The organism is Cyanobium sp. Maggiore-St4-Cus, from assembly GCF_024345615.1.
Lineage (GTDB): Bacteria > Cyanobacteriota > Cyanobacteriia > PCC-6307 > Cyanobiaceae > Cyanobium_A > Cyanobium_A usitatum.
Genome location: NZ_JAGQBL010000004.1, coordinates 14,657 through 31,214 on the forward strand (window position 1 = coordinate 14,657; position 16,558 = coordinate 31,214).

A 16,558-nucleotide genomic window follows, 5' to 3' on the forward strand; every position below is an offset into this window, starting at 1 on the left:
CCCCCGAAAATTCGCTAGAGAACCCATCTGTCCGCTTGCTGCGCCCCGCCATGGACCCATCCAAACCGGGCCTGACCAGAAGCCGGGCAGAGCGCCGAACCTACCGTCCCTGGCGCAACGCCCTGCTGGCAGGTGCGGCCCTGGCCGCCCTCACCCCCTGGGCAGAGGCCGCCAACCTGTTCAATAGCCGGCCGCTCGATGCCAGCCGCTTCGCCGTGCTGGCGCGGCCCCTGGGGCGCAACGACTGGAACCTGCTGGTGCTTGAGCAGATCCAACCCCAGCCCCGCTGCTGGGAGGAGCGCCCCGACGGCCTGATCGACCCGGCCCTCAACCGCTTCAACTACACCGGCATCTGCAGCCGCTATCTCGACAGCAACGGCTACTCCCTGCGCATCGGCGATCAGGATCTGGCCAGTCGCTACCGGCTGCAGCTGCGCCAGAGCGGCAACGAACTGCAACTGCAGGCCAGCACCCCCAGCGATCCCACCACCCTGGTGGTTGCCCGCGCCAAGGTGCCCCTGCGGGATCGAGATGGGTTTGTAGCCCTGAAGCTCGAAGCCGGCTGGGACCTGCAACGCCGCAGCTTTGGCGAGCAGACCCTGAATCACCTGTACTTCGCCAACGCCGCACCCCTGCCCCAGCTACTAGCCGCAGCCAGCGGCACCTCCCAACCCCCAGCCAGGCCTGGAGCCCAGCTTGGCCTGCGTCCGCCGGTTGCCCCCCCGAGCCTGCTGGCCCAGGGGACAGGCCAGGGCCCTATTCGCTTGCCAGTGATCCCCTTCCGCGATTGAAGCCCAGGTGCCAGTTGCCGGAGAGTCCCAGTCCAGCTAGCCGATCCCAAAGCCTGCCATTAAGTTTCTGGGGTGTGAGGAGTGGGAACGCTCTTCCGGGGTCGAAACGAGGACAGACTCCCAGAATCGTTCCAACTCAGAGCCCTGCCTTCGGCGGGGCTTTTTTATTGGTCACATCTTTTTATTGGTCAGATCTTTTTGTTGGTTACTGCATCAAAAAACCGGCCCTGAAGGGGCCGGTCTGATAGCAACGAAATGACGTTGGCAGAAAGGTGATAGGGCCCCGCAGGGCCCCAGCGATCACTTGATCGAAACCTTGCCGCCGACTTCTTCCACAGCTTTTTTGATGGATTCGGCTTCGCCTTTGGCGATGCCTTCCTTGATGGCGCAGGGAGCGCTTTCCACCAGGGCCTTGGCTTCGCCCAGGCCGAGGCCGGTGACTTCGCGGACGGCCTTGAGGACCTTGATCTTGGCAGTGGCGTCAAAGCTGTCGAGCATGACGTCGAATTCGGTCTGCTCCTCGACGGCTTCAGCGGCAGCAGCGGGAGCTGCGGCCATCATGACGCCCGCGGAAGCGGCGGCGGATACACCAAAAGCCTCTTCAATCTGCTTGACGAGCTCGGAAGCTTCAAGCAGGGAAAGAGTCTTCAGTGACTCGAGAATTTGGTCGGTTGTAGCGGACATGGTTGAGAATCAGCAACAGATCTGTTTGTGAACAGTCGGATCGGGGGAGCTCAGCCTTCGCCTTCGGCGTGCTGTTTGAGCGCCCGGGCAAGACCGGACGGAACCTCGTTGATACCCACGGCCAACTTGGTAGCCACGGCGTTGATCGCACCTGCGATCTGGGCCATGAGCACCTCCTTGGAGGGCAGATCTCCGATGGCCTTGATGTCTTTTTCGGAGAGGAGTTTGCCTTCGAAAAGGCCACCCTTTACCTCAGACTTCTTCGTGTCCTTCTGGAAGGACTGCACGGCCTTCACCGCACCACCCACATCGCCCTTAACAAGGACGAAAGCGTTGGAGCCGGTGAGCAGAGAATCGAGATTCGCCCAGGCGGTATTTCCATCAATGGCGCGGCGCATCAAGGTGTTTTTGGTCACCTTGCACACCCCCTTGCTGGCCTGCAGACGAATCCGCAGATCAGACATCTCCTTGATGGACAAGCCCTTGAAATCAAGGACAAGCGCCATTTCGGCCTCGCCGAGGAGCCCCTTGAGCTCATCGACGATCTGTTGCTTGCTCTCCAGCGTGCGGCCCATAGGAAAGGAACGGATCAGGGGAACAAGCCGGGAACGCAGCCCGGGACGCTGACTTTTCCCAAGGGAAAGGTCAACTCGAGGCCGCTGCACGCTCCACAACCCTTCCGGACGAATCCTTCTTGGTGCCAAACCTGTCGCGATCACCTCGGCAGGACTTATGGACCGAAGTCCACCTGCTGTCTGGGGTAGGGCGCGTGCCCTTCTGGACAAAGCCAGTGGTCCACACTACACACTGCCCACACCCGAGCTCAGCCATGCCTGCCTCTCGCCGCCGCGGCGCCAAGCTGCTGCTCAGCTTGGTGATGGCCTTGGTGGTGGCCTTGGTGGTAAGCCTGGCGATTCCAGCTGGAGCTGCCCCCGCCTGGACCGTAGGCACCGATCCCACCTATGCCCCCTTCGGCATGACTGATGGGGCCAGCGGCGAGCTGCGAGGCTTCGATATCGAACTGATCGAAGCGATCGCCAAGCGCACTGGCCATCGGCTCAAGCTCACAGCTCTGCCCTTCGATGGCCTGATACCTGCCCTGCAAGCGGGCAACCTCGACCTGGCGATCAGCGCCATGACGATCACCGCAGAGCGGGCCGAAACCGTCGACTTTTCGCGCCCCTATTTTGCCGCTGGCTTGGGCATAGTTGTGCGGCGAGGCACCCGGGGCATCGCCAACCTCAAGGATCTAGAAGGACGCACGATCGCCGTTCAGATCGGTTCCACCGGTGCAAAGGCCATGGCAGCCGTGCCCGGAGCCAAGCTCAGCACCTTTGATTCAGGTCCTCTTGCCCTGCAGGAGCTTCTGAACGGCCACGTGGAGGCCTACGTAAATGACCTGCCTGCCACCTTGTATGCGATCGAAACGGCTGGCCTCGATGGCATCGAGATCGCCGGCAAGCCCCTCACTAGCGACTTCTACGGCATCGCCTTCCCCAAGGGCTCTGGCCTGCGCGAAGCAGTAAACAAGGGGCTGGGCCAGGTACTGGCCGATGGCAGCTACGCCCGTATCTATGAGCGCTGGTTTGGGCAGAGCCCGCCAGCTCTGCCCCAGCGAGCCCCTGCTCTCGATAGCCGCAGCGATAGCGCCGGACTTGACGGGGTGCAGTTGCTGCGCAATTTGATCCGCGGTGCGGGCGTGACCCTGGCGCTGACCCTCTGCTCCTTCGGCCTAGGCCTGATCGGAGCCGGCCTTGTAGCTGCGGGGCTACTGGGGGCCAACACAGTGATGCAGCGCTGCTGCCGCATCTACGTCGACTTCTTTCGCGGCACGCCAATTCTGGTGCAGCTGTTCGTGATCTACTTCGGCGTGCCTGCCCTAGCCCGCCAACTGGGACTAGAGCTGCAACTAGATCGCTTCGCGGCAGCAGTGCTCGCCCTAGGGCTAAACGGCGCTGCCTACCTAGCGGAAACCCTACGAGCAGGAATTATTTCCATTGACCGGGGCCAATGGGAGGCCTCAAGGGCCCTGGGGCTCAAGCCCCTAACGGCGCTGCAGCTAGTGATCTTGCCCCAGGCCCTGCAGCGGGTGCTGCCCTCCTTAGCCAATGAGTTCATCACGCTGATTAAGGACACCAGCCTGGCGGCGGTGATCGGCTTCGACGAACTTTTCCGCCAAGGGCAGCTGGTGGTGGCCACCAGCTACCGGGCGTTTGAGGTTTACCTAGCGGTGGCCTTGGTTTACCTAGTGATGACCACCACGGCCTCGCTGCTGTTCAAGCAGCTGGAGCGGCGACTCAGCCTTCCTGCTTGAGGTCCTGCAGGGCCGAGAAGTCAACTTCCACCGAGGGGCCCATGGTGGAGGTCACATAGAGGCTCCTCCAATAGCGGCCTTTAGCACCGCTGGGCTTATTGCGATCGATGGTCTCCTGCAGGGCCTTGAGGTTCTCGAGCAAGTTGGCTGGAGTGAAGCTGGCCTTGCCAAAGCGCACGTGCACGATGCCACTGCGGTCTGCGCGGAACTCAAGTTTGCCGGCCTTGAACTCGTTGATGGCGCCAGCCAGATCGGTGGTGACGGTGCCTGCCTTGGGGTTGGGCATCAGGCCGCGGGGACCGAGCACCCGGCCCAGCTTGGCCACCTTGGGCATCATGTCCGGGGTGGCGATCAGCAGGTCGAAGTTCATCTCGCCTTTGGCGATCTGATCCACCAGATCGTCGTCACCAGCGAGGTCGGCGCCGGCAGCCTTGGCGGCGGCCACGGCTTCACCGCGGGCGATCACGGCAATGCGGATCGCCTGGCCGGTGCCGTGGGGCAGGGCCACGGTGGTGCGCAGCTGCTGGTCGGTGTACTTGGGATCGATCCCGAGGCGCACGTGGGCCTCCAGGGTTTCGTCAAACTTGGCGTTGGCGTTGGTCTGAACCAGCTCAATGGCCTCGAGGGGGCCGTAGCTGCGGTCTTCGACCTTGGCGCTGAGCGCTAAGAAGCGCTTGGAGATTTTCGGCATGGTGGGGATGGGGTACGGGCGATTCAGGGCGTGGCTGTTGAGCAGATGAACTGATCAAGGCTGCCTGGATCTCCCCCGGATAAGGGGTGGAATTAATCGTTAACGGCGACGCCCATATTGCGGGCGGTGCCTTCGATGATGCGCATGGCCGATTCAACGCTGGTGCAGTTGAGGTCGGGCAGCTTGGTTTTGGCGATCTCCTCGAGCTGGGCGCGGCTGATGGCACCCACCGAACCCTTGGCAGAGGTGGCGGCACCCTTCTCGATACCGGCTGCTTTGGAGATCAGCACGGAAGCGGGAGGGGTCTTAGTGATGAAGGTGAAGCTGCGGTCTTCAAAGACCGAAATTTCAACCGGGATCACATATCCAGCCTTCTCCTGCGTCCGAGCGTTGTACTCCTTGCAGAACGCCATGATGTTGACGCCGTGCTGACCGAGGGCAGGGCCCACCGGCGGCGCGGGGTTGGCTTTGCCGGCTTGGAGGGCCAGCTTGATAACGGCAACGACTTTCTTGGCCATCGTCTAAGGCTACGGGGCGAATCTGCGGATCACCCCCATCGCCGGGGATGTGAACTGAAACGGCCGCCCTCCGCAGGGAGACGGCCGCTGAGCGGGGCCGAAACCTAGCTCTGCTTGCTGATCTGGGAAAACTCGAGCTCCACCGGGGTTTCCCGGCCAAAGATCGAGAGCAGGGCCTTGAGCTTGTTGCGCTCGCCGGAAACCTCGATCACCTCGCCCTGGAAATCCTTGAAAGGACCAGCCGTGACCAGGATCTGATCGCCTTCGGCTAGATCCACCTTGACGACTGCCTTCTTTTCTGCGGCTCGCTTAAAGATGCGATCAACTTCCGTGCGACTGAGCGGCCGGGGCTTGATGTGGCCTCGGGCCTTGGCCGTTGCGCGCCGCTCCTCTGCCCCCACGAAATTGATCACGTTGGGGGTGCTGCGCACGGCCATCATGGTGTCTTCGTCGAGCACCATTCGCACCAGCACGTAGCCGGGGAACACCTTTTCCTCCGTGCTCTGGCGCGAGCCATCCTTCTTCAGTTTCATCCCCGGGGTCTGGGGGATCTCGATCTCAAGGATCCGGTTGTCGACGCCCAAGGTGACGGCCCGCTGCTCGAGCGTGGCCTTCACCTTCTTCTCGCAGCTGGAGGCCACCTGCACCGCATACCAGCGGGCCACCTGCATCTTCTCAACTGGCGCCGGCGCTTCCAGCACTTGGGGCACCAGCTCGAGCTCTTCTGCCGCAAGCTCAAGCTCTTCTGCCGCAAGCTCAGTGGCTTCGATTTGGCTGTCGGTCAGGGACTCGGACACGGGGCTCAGGAAAGAAACGGGATCAACGGACGGGGGATCGACTACGGATCGGCTCAACGGAACACCTGATTGGCCCCCCAGCCATAAAAACGATCGATGGCGGCGATCGCTGCCGCCGAGAGACTCACCATCAAGATCACGGCCACCGATTCGCTGAACAGCTGCTGACGGCTGGGCCAAACGACTTTGCGGAGTTCCGCCAGGGTGGCGGCAGCAAAGCCATCAGGCACCGCCGAGGCTGCGGCAGGCGAGATGGACGCATCGGGGCTGGGTTCTGCCTCTTTGGAGTCGGGAGTTGGGGGGGTTGGGTCCACTGGCGCTCGCGCACGGGGGCGTCCGCGCGTACCGGCAAACGAACACCCTAGCCGAGGGGCACAAAGGTCAAGGGATTGCCCGGCTCAACACGCACGCCCCGTGCGCCACTGAAGCGCTCCGCCAGCAGCTCGGTCGCCAGGGGATTTTCCAGCTGGCGCCGCAGCACCCGCCGCAGGGGCCGGGCGCCGTATTCGGGCTCGTAACCCTGCTCAGCCAGGGCCTGCACCACCGGCTCCGGCACCTCCAGCTCCAGGTGCTGCTCAGCCAGCAGCCGGGCCAGCTCGGCCAGTTGCAGGCGCACGATGCGCTGCAGGTCGGCTGGACCAAGGGGGCGGAAGCGGATCACCTCGTCAATGCGGTTAAGGAATTCCGGCCGAAACTGGCTGGCTAAAGCCTGGTCTATCTGCTGGTCGAGCCAGATCTGCTGATCGAGCCAGGCCTGCTGGTCAAGCTCCACGCCCGCCTCCCGTGCCGCCTTTGCACTGTCGAGGATGGCGCGGCTGGCCAGGTTGCTGGTCATGATCACCACCGTGTGGCGGAAGTCCACGGTGCGGCCCTGGGAATCGGTAAGGCGGCCGTCGTCGAGCACCTGCAGCAGCAAATTGAACACCTCCGGGTGGGCCTTCTCCACCTCATCAAGCAACAGCACCGCGTAGGGCCGGCGCCGCACCGCCTCGGTGAGCTGGCCGCCCTCCTCGTAGCCCACATAGCCAGGGGGTGCCCCCACCAGCCGGGCCACGGCGTTGCGCTCCATGAATTCGCTCATGTCGAGGCGCACCAGGGCGTCGTCCTCGTCGAACAGCGCCGCCGCCAGAGCCTTAGCGAGCTCGGTTTTGCCCACGCCGGTGGGGCCCAGAAATAAAAACGAACCCACCGGCCGCGTTGGCGACTGCATACCGGCCCTAGCGCGGCGGATCGCCGCGGCCACCGCCGCCACCGCCTCTAGCTGGCCAACCACCCGCTCGCCCAAGAGTTGCTCCAGCTCCAGCAATTTCTGGCGCTCCCCCGCCAGCAGGCGCTGCACCGGAATGCCGGTCCAGCGGGCCACCACATCGGCGATGTCGCCCTCCTCCACCTGTTCACGCAGGATCGTCTCCCCCTTCAGTTCGGCCTCAAGGGTTTCGCGGCGCTGCTGCAAGCCATTGAGCTGGTCGTGCTGCAACCGGGCTGCTTCCTCATAGTCACCCTCCCGCTCGGCATCGGTAATGGCGTGGCGTAGGTCTTCGTCTTGCTGCAACAGCTCCCGCAGCTCCGCCAGCCGCTCCCGCTCCGCCTGCCAGCGCTGCTGCAGTGCCTGCAGGGTCTCGGTGGCGCGGCGGCGCTGCTCCTGCAACTGCAGCCGCTCCTCCAGCGGCGCCGCCTCAGCCGAGAGGAGGGCCAGCTCCACCCGGCGCAGCTCGGCCTCGGCGGCTTCCACCATCTGTGGCTTGGAGGTGACCTCCATCCGCAACTGGGCGGCGGCCTCATCCACCAGATCAATGGCCGAATCGGGCAAACAACGATCGGTGATGTAGCGGTCGGCCAGGCGAGTTGCCGCCACCAAAGCCTGGTCGGTGATGGCTACGCCGTGGTGCAATTCGTAGCGCTCCTTGAGGCCCCGCAGAATTTCCACACTGGTATCGAGACCTGGCTCCTTGATCAGCACCTGCTGGAAGCGGCGCTCCAGGCCAGGATCCTTCTCGATGCTGCGGCGGTAGTCCTCGGCGGTGGTGGCGCCGATGCAGCGCAGGTAGCCCTGGGCCAGGGCTGGCTTGAGCACGCTGCCGGCGTCGGCATTGGAGCGATCGCCGCTCACCACCGTATGCAGCTCGTCGATAAACAGCACTACCCCGGCTGCCCCAGGAACGGCATCGGCGTCGTGCACCTCCTTAAGCACGGCCCGGAGGCGCTCCTCAAACTGGCCGCGAAACTTGGCCCCTGCGATCAAGGCGCCCAAATCCAGGGCCACCAGCCGCAGACCCTGGAGCGAGTCGGGCACTTCGCCGGCCACGATGCGCTGGGCCAGCAGCTCAGCCACGGCGGTCTTGCCGACGCCGGGCTCCCCAATCAGCACCGGGTTGTTCTTGCTGCGGCGTGAGAGCACCTGAATCAGGCGTCGCATCTCCAAGTCGCGGCCGATCACCGGGTCGAGTTCGCCGGCCCGGGCCGCCGCAGTGAGATCCCGGCCGTAGCGCTCCAGGGCGCTGGGCTCGGGCGGCTCCTGCTCCAGTGGGGCGACAACCTGTGGGGCTGCCAGTGGGGCGGCAGCTACCGGCGCAAGCGGAGACGGGCCCGCGTCGATCCAGGCATCGGGGGGGGGGGCTGGCGCCTGCTGGGGAGCAGGAGCCGGTGGGGCTGGGCTGGCAGGGGAACCAGGCCGAAACTGGCGTTGCAGCAAGTCTTCGCTGAGCCCCTCAGCCGCCAGCAACGACGCCCCGATCCGGGGATCGCGCACCAAAGCGACCAGCAGGTGGGATACGTCTAAGAGAGAGTCGCCCCAGGCGGCCCGGCAGCGGTCCCCATCCTCGAGCAGATCCTCAAGGGCATCGCCGATGTAAAGCTCACCGCCAGCGCTGCCGGGTTGGTCGACGCAGAAACTCTCGAGCTGATCGAGCAGGCGATCGGGCTCAAGCGGCAGGGGATCCAGCCAGCGCCCGAAGCGTCTTTCCAGCAGCAGGGTCTGCAGCAGGTGCTCCACATCCATGGAGCCATGGCGCCAACGGCGAGCCGTGTCCTGGGAGGCCAAGAGCAACTCCCAGGCGTCTTCGCTGAAGCGATCTGGTTCGCTGGTGAGGCTTGGGGGCATGGGCTTAGCGGTCAGCCGCGGGAGGAGAGCTGGATTAGTTCCACCTTGTAGCCATCAGGATCTTCCACAAAGGCGATCACCGTGTTGCCGTGCTTCATCGGACCGGGTTCGCGCACCACCTTGCCGCCCTTAGCCCGGATTGCATCGCAAACCGACTGGATGTCCTCCACTCCTAGGGCGATGTGGCCATAGCCCGCACCAAGGTCGTAATGACTGGTGTCCCAGTTGTGAGTTAGCTCCAGCACGGTGGTGTCCCGCTCCTCGCCGTAACCCACAAAGGCGAGGGTGAAACGGCCTGAGGGATAGTCCTTGCGGCGCAGCATCCGCATCCCCAACACCTCCGTATAAAAGGTGAGGGAGCGCTCCAGATCGCCAACCCGGAGCATGGTGTGCAGCATGCGCATCAGCGGATCAGGCCAGGCAGCAACCTGGGCATAACAAATTCCATTGTGGCGAGCAACCCCAAGGGCGGTACCCATCAGCACAAATGGATGGGTGGGGGTGACCCATAGGATCTCGACAGAGAGCGCCAATGGCACTTCAACGTGATCGATTCCCTCGACCTTGTTATTGACACCGTGGTGGCACGGGAGGTGTTGGATTCCCGCGGCACACCCACGGTGGAGGCCGAGGTGCTGCTGGAGGGAGGCGCCAGCGGCCGGGCGATTGTGCCGAGTGGCGCTAGCACCGGTGCCCATGAGGCCCATGAGCTGCGCGATGGCGGCAGCCGTTACTTCGGCAAGGGCGTCACCCAAGCCGTCAACAACATCGAAGAGCGAATCGCCCCGGCCCTTTGTGGCCTCAGCGCCCTTGACCAAAGCGCCGTGGACGGTGCCATGGCCGAACTCGACGGCAGTGATAACAAGTCCAGCCTCGGTGCCAACGCCGTGTTGGCCGTGAGCCTGGCCACCGCCCGGGCAGCCGCCAACGGCGTCGGCCTGCCCCTCTACCGCTACCTAGGCGGCCCGCTGGCCAACCTGTTGCCGGTGCCGCTGATGAATGTGATCAACGGCGGCGCCCACGCCTCCAACAACATGGATTTCCAGGAATTCATGTTGGTGCCCCATGGCGCCAGCAGCTTCCGCGAAGCCCTGCGCATGGGCGCGGAGGTGTTCCACACCCTCAAGGGTTTGCTGAGCAGCCAGGGCCTCTCAACCGCCGTTGGCGATGAGGGCGGCTTCGCTCCGGACTTGGCCAGCAATGACGCCGCCGGAGAACTGCTGGTGCAAGCAATCGAGAAGGCCGGCTATCGGCCCGGCGACCAGATCTCCTTAGCTCTGGATGTGGCCAGCACCGAGTTTTTCAAAGATGGCCGCTACAACTTCGGCGGCGGAAGCTACAGCAGCGCCGAGATGGTGGACCAGTTAGCCCAGCTGGCCAGCCGGTTCCCGATCGTTTCAATTGAAGACGGCATCGCCGAAGACGACTGGGATGGTTGGGCCCTACTCACCGAGCGCCTTGGCAAAACGGTGCAGCTGGTGGGCGACGACCTGTTTGTGACCAACACCGCCCGGCTACAGCGGGGCATCGATCTTGGTGTCGCCAATTCAATTCTGATCAAAGTGAATCAGATCGGCTCGCTCACCGAAACCCTGCAGGCGATCGATCTAGCCGGCCGGGCTGGCTACACCAGTGTTATCAGCCACCGCTCCGGCGAAACCGAAGACACCACCATCGCCGACCTCGCCGTGGCAACCCGTGCCGGCCAGATCAAAACCGGATCCCTCAGTCGCTCCGATCGGGTGGCTAAATACAACCAACTGCTCCGGATTGAGGACGAACTCGGCAGCCAAGCGATATACGCCGGCGCTGAAGACCGGGGGCCCCGCGGCAAGGCCTAAGTATTTATTGTCCCCCAATGGGGGACAATAAATAAAAAAGCTAGGGTCAGCGATTAAATTAGTTTATTTCCCTGAACGCTTAAGGCCCGGAGGTGGCGCTGTTGGCACCCGCCTCCCAAGACCCTCCCACCAAATTGGTGGCGTCTGAATTCACAGCAAAAAGCCCAGAGTTCAATGCAAAGGGCTTAACGCGCCTCTCCGCCTTGCTCGGCGCTATCGGCATGGTTGTTACGGCTGGAGCGGCCGTATTCACCTATCAACTCCTGCATGAGCCTTTGGAGTCGGTTGGGGCCTCGGAGGTGAGCCACCTGGCCTCTGCCAAATGCACCACCATTGCCCGCTCGCTCACAGCCCTTTCCCTGGCTCGCAGCGATGTGCAAAACGGGGAACCAGAGGGTGAGCGCACCGATCCCGGTCCCAACGCGACCATCGGCGTAATCAGCCTCGGCAGCTGGGATCTCGAGGATTTTCGTACCAGCAGCATCTCCCAGCGGGAAAGCCTGGCCATCCTGCGCCGTTTACCTCTAGATCCCCGCAACGATCCCCAGGCTCGATCAGTTCGCACTGCCCTAAGCGGCGCCTCCCCTGAGCTCAGGGCCGACCTAAATCAGCACCACTGCAATGAATTGGGCTACAGCCTTACCCCTCTGGCGGTGCGGGCCTATCCAATACCGGGCCGCTCCAGTGGCTGGACAGCCTTTATCTACGGTCCATGGAACATACGGGGCAAGCAAAAAGCAGCCTTCGCCCTGGTAAATCTTTCGGCCAGCATTCTGGCGATCAGCGGTCATGATCAGGACCCAAGCCTGCAAGCGCTCTTCCCAAGAGGCGCTAGCCAACTTGACGTAGGCGTGACTCTCAACCCGGCCCAGGTGCTCGAGGACAAAGCGAGCCTGCGCCGGGCACTGCCCAAGATTGAGCTGGAGCCAGAAGACCAAAAACTGGTAGGGCTACGCATCGTGCCCTTTGCCAACCAGCTGGTCAGCACCCAGGTGAGCATTGACCACAACCGGCTCAACTGGATCTCCTGGCGCGCCGCTGCCCTGGTTTTTCTGATGGGTTCACTGGCCACCATCTCGTTGGTGTTAGTGAGTCGCAATTCGGAGGTCCGCCTACGCCAGCTCAATGGGGCCCTGCTGCGAGAGAGCCGCACCGATGGGCTCACCCGCATCGCCAACCGCCGCGCCTGGGATGTGAGCCTCAACCTTGAGGAGAGCCGCCGCCAGCGACACGGCCATCAATACGGGCTGGTGGTGGTTGACCTAGACGGCTTCAAGCAAATCAATGATGAGCAGGGCCATCAGATGGGCGACCAGGTGCTGCAGATCGCAGCCAGCCAGCTGAGCGCCCAAATGCGCAGCACGGATTTACTGGCCCGCGTTGGCGGCGACGAGTTCGCGCTGATGGTGTTCAACCCCAGCGCCTCCGGCTTGGATGAACTGATCGATCGCCTGCGGGATGCCCTGCAAGCCTGCGGCGTTCAAGCCTCGATCGGTGCAGCGATGAGTGAACCGCGAACCACCCTGGAGCAAACCTGGGCAAAAGCTGATGAGGCTATGTACACCTACAAGGCCCAAACCAGCAAAAAGCTCAACCCACGCCGGGCAATTGATCAATCCGGCCATCGCGCTTAAGCCGGCCCTGCAGCTTGATCCAGCTGAGCCCGACAGGCAGGCTGGCCAGCAGGGGGATGATCACTAAAGCGGGCCTAGCACTGACCGCCAGCAGGGCCGCTGCAACCGCCAAACCAGCTAGCAGCATCGACTGACCGGCAGCCTGCTGGGCCAGAGCCAAGCGCCGTAGCAGGCGATCCGTTTCGCCGGCGCGAATCTGCACCTGCAGGTCGCCCTGCTCGATGCGCGCCAGGCTGTCGTCTAATCGTTTGGGAATACCCAAGGCGCGGCTGCCTACCTCTGCCGCCTGGCGCGAGATTTCGTTGAAGAGGTCGTTTGCACCACCGCCAACACCAGAACCACTGCCACCGCTTGAAGTCATTAGGGGAAGTAGGTAGGGGCGGGCAATCGCCACCAAACTAAAGCCGCTATCGAGGCTGCGGCCGACCCCCTCAAAGGTGGAGAGGGCCCGCATCACAAAGATCAGCTCTGGGGGCAACCTGAAGGGCTGGCCGTAAACAAGGTCGTATAAGTCGCCCGACAGGCGCTCAAGCACATTGGCGGAAAAGGGAGGCGTCAGCGCCTCTTCCAGCATCACCCGCACCAGGCGCCGCACCGGGCCAGGATCAACGCCAGGTGCAATCACACCCGCCTGCTGCAGCTCCTTGACCAAACCAGCTGCGTCTCGGCCAGCAGCTGCACGCACCATGCTGCCCAGGCGGCCCCGCAGGCGGCTAGAGAGCTGACCCATCATGCCGAAGTCGTAGTAGATGAGAGCCCCATCGGCGGCAACGGCCAGGTTGCCGGGGTGGGGATCGGCGTGGAAAAAGCCGAAACGCACCAACTGCTGCAGGTAGCTGGCGGCGCCCTTTTCCGCTACGGCGGCGGGCACGATTCCAGCCTCGATCAGGGCCTGGCGATCGGTGATCTTGATGCCGGGCACATAGTCGAGGCAAAGCACCCGGCGGGTACTCAATTCCCACACCACGGCTGGAATGCGGATGCCGGGATCGTCAAGAAACTGCTGGCGGAAGCGGGCCGCGTGCTCGGCCTCCAGCCGGAAGTCGAGCTCTCTGAGCAAAACCCGCCGGCACTCCTGGGCAATGCCGATCCAGTCGCGGCCGCGGCCCCAGCGGGGATGGCGCTGCACCGCCGCGGCAACTTGTTGCATCACCTCAAGGTCGAGCCGGAAGGTGCGCTCCAAGCCAGGTCGCTGCACCTTGAACACCACCTGACGGCCGCTGCGCAGGCTGGCGCGGTGCACTTGGGCCAGGCTGGCCGAACCCAGCGGCTCGCTCTCCAGGTCAATTATCTCGGCGCAGCGCTCACCCAACTCCTGCTCCAGCAGGTCTTGCACCACCGCAAAGGGGAAGGCGGGCACCCGGTCCTGCAGGGTGGCTAGCTCCTCCACCAGTTCAGCGGGCAGCACGTCGGGACGGGCCGAAAGCAATTGGCCCAGCTTGATAAAGGCTGAGCCAAGCCCCAGGAACGCCTGGGTGAGCCAGCGAGCCCGGCGGCGCTGGCGACTCCGCTGCCGCTCTGGGGTGACACCACCGACATAGCTCCAGGCCTGGCCGTCCCACCACAGACCGAGCAGCAGGGCCAGGGCCAACCACCAGATGCGCAGCGGCCTAAGCAGGATCACGAATCCTGGTCCAGTCGGCGAGCCATGGCCGCCACCCGGGCGCGCAGGGCATCGATTTGATCCTGGATATCCGCAGACGGCGCCGTGATGGCTACCTCCGGCTCATCGTCCCTCTCGATCCGGGCAGCTTCTGCTTCCACTTCGTCCCAGAAAAGCTGAAACTCCTGACGCAGACGCTCGGGAGCGTCCTGGGCCAGCAGAGCGAGATTGGCGGCCGCATCAACGAGGCCGCTGCCTAGACGGGCCCCCAAGCGCTGCAAGGCAGCTTGCACAAGCGATTGCGGCGCACTCATTGGGGCCCGGCAGCAGGTGTGGACTGTGGCAGATCAGCGCCTGGTAAATCTGGAGGCGGCGGGGCATCCAGGCTGGGCGCGTCAGCAGGGACAGCCTGGGCTTCCGGTTCAGCCGCGGGCGAGGGCAACTCCTGGGGCGGCTCAGCTTCCCTGGCGGCGGGAGCCGCTGTATCGGGTTGCTGCTCTAACTGCAAAAGATCGGCGTCACCGCGGATGTCCTGGTTTTCAGCGCCAAACCGCAGCCGCAGGCTCTCCAGCGAGGTGCCCGGGAAGGGCCGCACCTCAAAGCCCTGACCAAGGCGCACCAGGGAAGGCAGCTGCAGGGCAAGCAGCCGCTGGGTGACGCCATAACCGAGGCCAAAGCAAAAGCCCACCAGTAATGGCACCTGCCATCGGGGGCGTTGCTGGGATGGCGGAGCTGCTGAAACCGAAGCCACTTGAGCCATAGGTGCCAAATCTAGGGGGAGGGGCTTTGCTGGGGGGAGTCCCCGCCTAAGAACAGATGCCCCTGATTCCCCGCTGGCGCTTCATGAGCGACGAGGCGAAGGCTTTGACAAAGCGCACCGCGGTGTCGTTGCTGGTGGTGTTGCTGGTGGCAGTTGTATTTCGAGCGCTGCTGCCATGGGCGCTGCTGGGGCTGGTTATTTGGTGGCTTTGGAGAGCGATCAACAAATAATGGCCAATAAAAAAGCGGACCCGTCCAGGACCGCTCGATGACCAAACCCAAATATATCACAATTTGTAACGCCCCCTTGCGGAGCTCTGTCAGGCGGCCTGCTGGTCCTTAGCCCAGGCTCGCTCAAGGGAGCTCCTGAACTGCTCGGTGCCGGACGGGGCGCCGATTAGGTGCCTGCGGAACAGGCTGGTCAAGCGCCAAAACTTGATTCCTGCCGCGATTGCAAAAACCGCCCAGGGCACAAGCATCCATAGGGGGTTGCTCATCGCTGGTGCTCTCCTCGACCAAGGCCTGTAATCACCGTTGAAATCTAATCACTGTAGAAATTCCAACACAGATCAGCTGAAGACTCGTTTGGTTTGCCTTCAGATAATTAGGTCGTGTAATCGGCGTTGATGCGGACATATTGAGCCGAAAGGTCGCAGCCCCAGGCGACACCTGTGCCGGGGCCATCGCCCACCACCAGGCGAATAATCACCGTGTCGCTCTGCAGATAGGTGCTGGCGGCGACACGATCGAAAGCCAAGGGCTGGCCAGCGGCCATCAGCTGGTGCTCGCCCAGCCACAGAGCCACCAGATCAGCAGCAAAGGGCACGCCGGCCCGGCCGGCGGCGGCCACGATCCGGCCCCAGTTGGGATCGCGGCCATGCACGGCGCATTTCACCAGCGACGAGCCGCACACGGTGCGGGCAATGGCACGAGCGCCGGTGTCATCGGCAGCTCCCTGCACCTGCACCTCGATCAGGCAGGTGGCGCCCTCGCCATCGCGGGCGATCGCCTTGGCCAGGTGTTGCGACACCGCCGTCAGGCCGGCTTCCAGCGCTTCGTAGTGCTCGTGGCTTAGGAGCTCCCCGGCTGCAAAGGCCAGGAACGTGTCATTGGTGCTGGTGTCGCCGTCCACCGTGATCGCATTAAAAGAACGATCCACCGCCCGCCGCACCATCGCCTGCCACACCTCAGCGGGTACGCCCGCGTCGCAGCTGAGATAGCCCAGCATCGTGGCCATATTTGGGTGGATCATTCCCGAGCCCTTGGCCATGCCGCCGATGCGCACACTGCGGCCGCCCAGATCCGCCTCCAGGGCTATCTGCTTAGCCACCAGATCGGTGGTGAGGATGGCGGTGGCTGCCGCGGCGCCACCCTCGGGGCTGAGGGCCGCCACCAAGGGATCAAGACCCGCCAGCAAGGTGCCCATAGGAATCGGCACGCCGATCACACCGGTGGAGCAGATCAGCACCTCTTCAGGCGCCAGACCCAACCGATCGGCGACGGCCTGGGTGGCCCGCAAGCTATCGATCAGGCCCCGATCGCCGGTGCAGGCATTGGCCTGGCCGGAATTGGTGAGCACCGCCCGGGCATGACCGCCTGAGTCCGCCAGGCGCTCGGCGCAGAGATCCACGCAGGCGGCCCGCACCATCGAGGTGGTGAAGGTGCCAGCGCACACGGCGCCCTCGGGCGCCAGCAGCAGGGAGAGGTCGGGATTGCCGGAAGCCTTCAGGCCCGCGGTCACAGCGGCGGCTTGGAAGCCACGGGGGGCGGTGATGCCGCCGGGGATCGGGTGCCAGGGGTGGGTCACGGGCTGCAGCTGCTGCGAA

Annotated in this window: 18 protein-coding genes; 5 read left to right on the forward strand and 13 right to left on the reverse strand. The window is 63.8% G+C overall.

All coding sequences use genetic code 11. From position 1 onward, the window contains the following. Positions 1 to 50: 50 nt before the first annotated feature. Positions 51 to 791, forward strand: a complete 741-nt coding sequence (locus tag KBY99_RS04690; RefSeq protein ID WP_254997651.1) for a DUF3747 domain-containing protein — start codon at positions 51 to 53, stop codon at positions 789 to 791. Positions 792 to 1,091: 300 nt separating this feature from the next. On the opposite strand, the gene rplL is transcribed toward KBY99_RS04690, so the two are convergent. Then, positions 1,092 to 1,475 carry a 50S ribosomal protein L7/L12 gene (rplL, locus tag KBY99_RS04695; RefSeq protein WP_106632876.1) on the reverse strand — a complete coding sequence of 128 codons (384 nt, stop codon included), beginning with the start codon at positions 1,473 to 1,475 and terminating at the stop codon, positions 1,092 to 1,094. A 50-nt stretch (positions 1,476 to 1,525) separates the two neighbouring features. Continuing rightward, positions 1,526 to 2,050 (reverse strand): 50S ribosomal protein L10, encoded by a 525-nt coding sequence (gene rplJ, locus KBY99_RS04700; RefSeq protein WP_254997652.1) that lies wholly within the window; start codon positions 2,048 to 2,050, stop codon positions 1,526 to 1,528. 254 nt (positions 2,051 to 2,304) lie between these two features. On the opposite strand from rplJ, the gene KBY99_RS04705 reads away from it, so the two are divergent. Beyond that, complete coding sequence (locus tag KBY99_RS04705; protein WP_254997653.1) at positions 2,305 to 3,789, forward strand: ABC transporter permease subunit; 1,485 nt, start codon at positions 2,305 to 2,307, stop codon at positions 3,787 to 3,789. Here the strand turns inward: KBY99_RS04705 and rplA are convergent. From rplA to gloA, 6 genes are all read right to left on the reverse strand, one after another. After that, positions 3,773 to 4,480 (reverse strand): 50S ribosomal protein L1, encoded by a 708-nt coding sequence (gene rplA / locus KBY99_RS04710; protein ID WP_254997655.1) that lies wholly within the window; start codon positions 4,478 to 4,480, stop codon positions 3,773 to 3,775. The two genes, KBY99_RS04705 and rplA, sit on opposite strands and share 17 nt — an antisense overlap. Positions 4,481 to 4,572: 92 nt before the next feature. Continuing rightward, entirely contained in the window at positions 4,573 to 4,998 is a 426-nt protein-coding gene (gene rplK / locus KBY99_RS04715) for a 50S ribosomal protein L11 (RefSeq protein WP_106632872.1), read from the reverse strand. Between the two features lie 104 nt (positions 4,999 to 5,102). Then, on the reverse strand, positions 5,103 to 5,669 hold the full coding sequence (nusG, locus tag KBY99_RS04720) for a transcription termination/antitermination protein NusG (protein ID WP_396093237.1): 567 nt from the start codon (positions 5,667 to 5,669) through the stop codon (positions 5,103 to 5,105). A 179-nt stretch (positions 5,670 to 5,848) separates the two neighbouring features. Continuing rightward, positions 5,849 to 6,109 carry a preprotein translocase subunit SecE gene (gene secE, locus KBY99_RS04725; protein WP_409996527.1) on the reverse strand — a complete coding sequence of 87 codons (261 nt, stop codon included), beginning with the start codon at positions 6,107 to 6,109 and terminating at the stop codon, positions 5,849 to 5,851. Between the two features lie 47 nt (positions 6,110 to 6,156). Continuing rightward, the gene (locus KBY99_RS04730) at positions 6,157 to 8,895 is read right to left on the reverse strand and encodes an ATP-dependent Clp protease ATP-binding subunit (RefSeq protein ID WP_254997657.1); all 2,739 of its coding nucleotides are present in this window, start codon (positions 8,893 to 8,895) and stop codon (positions 6,157 to 6,159) included. Between the two features lie 11 nt (positions 8,896 to 8,906). Next, positions 8,907 to 9,299 carry a lactoylglutathione lyase gene (gene gloA / locus KBY99_RS04735; RefSeq protein ID WP_254941896.1) on the reverse strand — a complete coding sequence of 131 codons (393 nt, stop codon included), beginning with the start codon at positions 9,297 to 9,299 and terminating at the stop codon, positions 8,907 to 8,909. Between the two features lie 141 nt (positions 9,300 to 9,440). Between gloA and eno the strand changes: the two genes are divergently transcribed. Together eno and KBY99_RS04745 are read left to right on the forward strand one after the other, a co-directional pair. Continuing rightward, positions 9,441 to 10,736: a phosphopyruvate hydratase gene (gene eno / locus KBY99_RS04740; protein ID WP_254997659.1), complete on the forward strand. Its 1,296-nt coding sequence runs from the start codon at positions 9,441 to 9,443 to the stop codon at positions 10,734 to 10,736. A gap of 101 nt (positions 10,737 to 10,837) precedes the next feature. Next, positions 10,838 to 12,370: a GGDEF domain-containing protein gene (locus tag KBY99_RS04745; RefSeq protein WP_254997661.1), complete on the forward strand. Its 1,533-nt coding sequence runs from the start codon at positions 10,838 to 10,840 to the stop codon at positions 12,368 to 12,370. Here the strand turns inward: KBY99_RS04745 and KBY99_RS04750 are convergent. Genes KBY99_RS04750 through KBY99_RS04760 form a run of 3 tightly spaced genes read right to left on the reverse strand, consistent with a single transcriptional unit; the run spans position 12,327 to position 14,733 of the window. Further along, positions 12,327 to 13,991 carry an ABC1 kinase family protein gene (locus tag KBY99_RS04750; protein WP_254997888.1) on the reverse strand — a complete coding sequence of 555 codons (1,665 nt, stop codon included), beginning with the start codon at positions 13,989 to 13,991 and terminating at the stop codon, positions 12,327 to 12,329. The genes KBY99_RS04745 and KBY99_RS04750 overlap by 44 nt on opposite strands. Continuing rightward, positions 13,991 to 14,287: a hypothetical protein gene (locus KBY99_RS04755; RefSeq protein ID WP_254941894.1), complete on the reverse strand. Its 297-nt coding sequence runs from the start codon at positions 14,285 to 14,287 to the stop codon at positions 13,991 to 13,993. Before KBY99_RS04755 ends, KBY99_RS04750 begins: the two co-directional genes overlap by 1 nt. Continuing rightward, the gene (locus tag KBY99_RS04760) at positions 14,284 to 14,733 is read right to left on the reverse strand and encodes a hypothetical protein (protein WP_254997663.1); all 450 of its coding nucleotides are present in this window, start codon (positions 14,731 to 14,733) and stop codon (positions 14,284 to 14,286) included. Before KBY99_RS04760 ends, KBY99_RS04755 begins: the two co-directional genes overlap by 4 nt. A gap of 56 nt (positions 14,734 to 14,789) precedes the next feature. Here KBY99_RS04760 and KBY99_RS04765 point away from each other — a divergent pair, with 56 nt between their 5' ends. Continuing rightward, entirely contained in the window at positions 14,790 to 14,963 is a 174-nt protein-coding gene (locus KBY99_RS04765) for a hypothetical protein (RefSeq protein WP_254997664.1), read from the forward strand. An 89-nt stretch (positions 14,964 to 15,052) separates the two neighbouring features. Here KBY99_RS04765 and KBY99_RS04770 read toward each other — a convergent pair whose 3' ends face one another. Further along, a complete protein-coding gene (locus KBY99_RS04770) occupies positions 15,053 to 15,229 on the reverse strand; it encodes a hypothetical protein (RefSeq protein WP_254941892.1) in 177 nt (58 codons plus the stop codon). A gap of 107 nt (positions 15,230 to 15,336) precedes the next feature. Beyond that, positions 15,337 to 16,539 carry a bifunctional glutamate N-acetyltransferase/amino-acid acetyltransferase ArgJ gene (gene argJ / locus KBY99_RS04775; protein ID WP_254997665.1) on the reverse strand — a complete coding sequence of 401 codons (1,203 nt, stop codon included), beginning with the start codon at positions 16,537 to 16,539 and terminating at the stop codon, positions 15,337 to 15,339. Between the last annotated feature and the right edge of the window lie 19 nt (positions 16,540 to 16,558).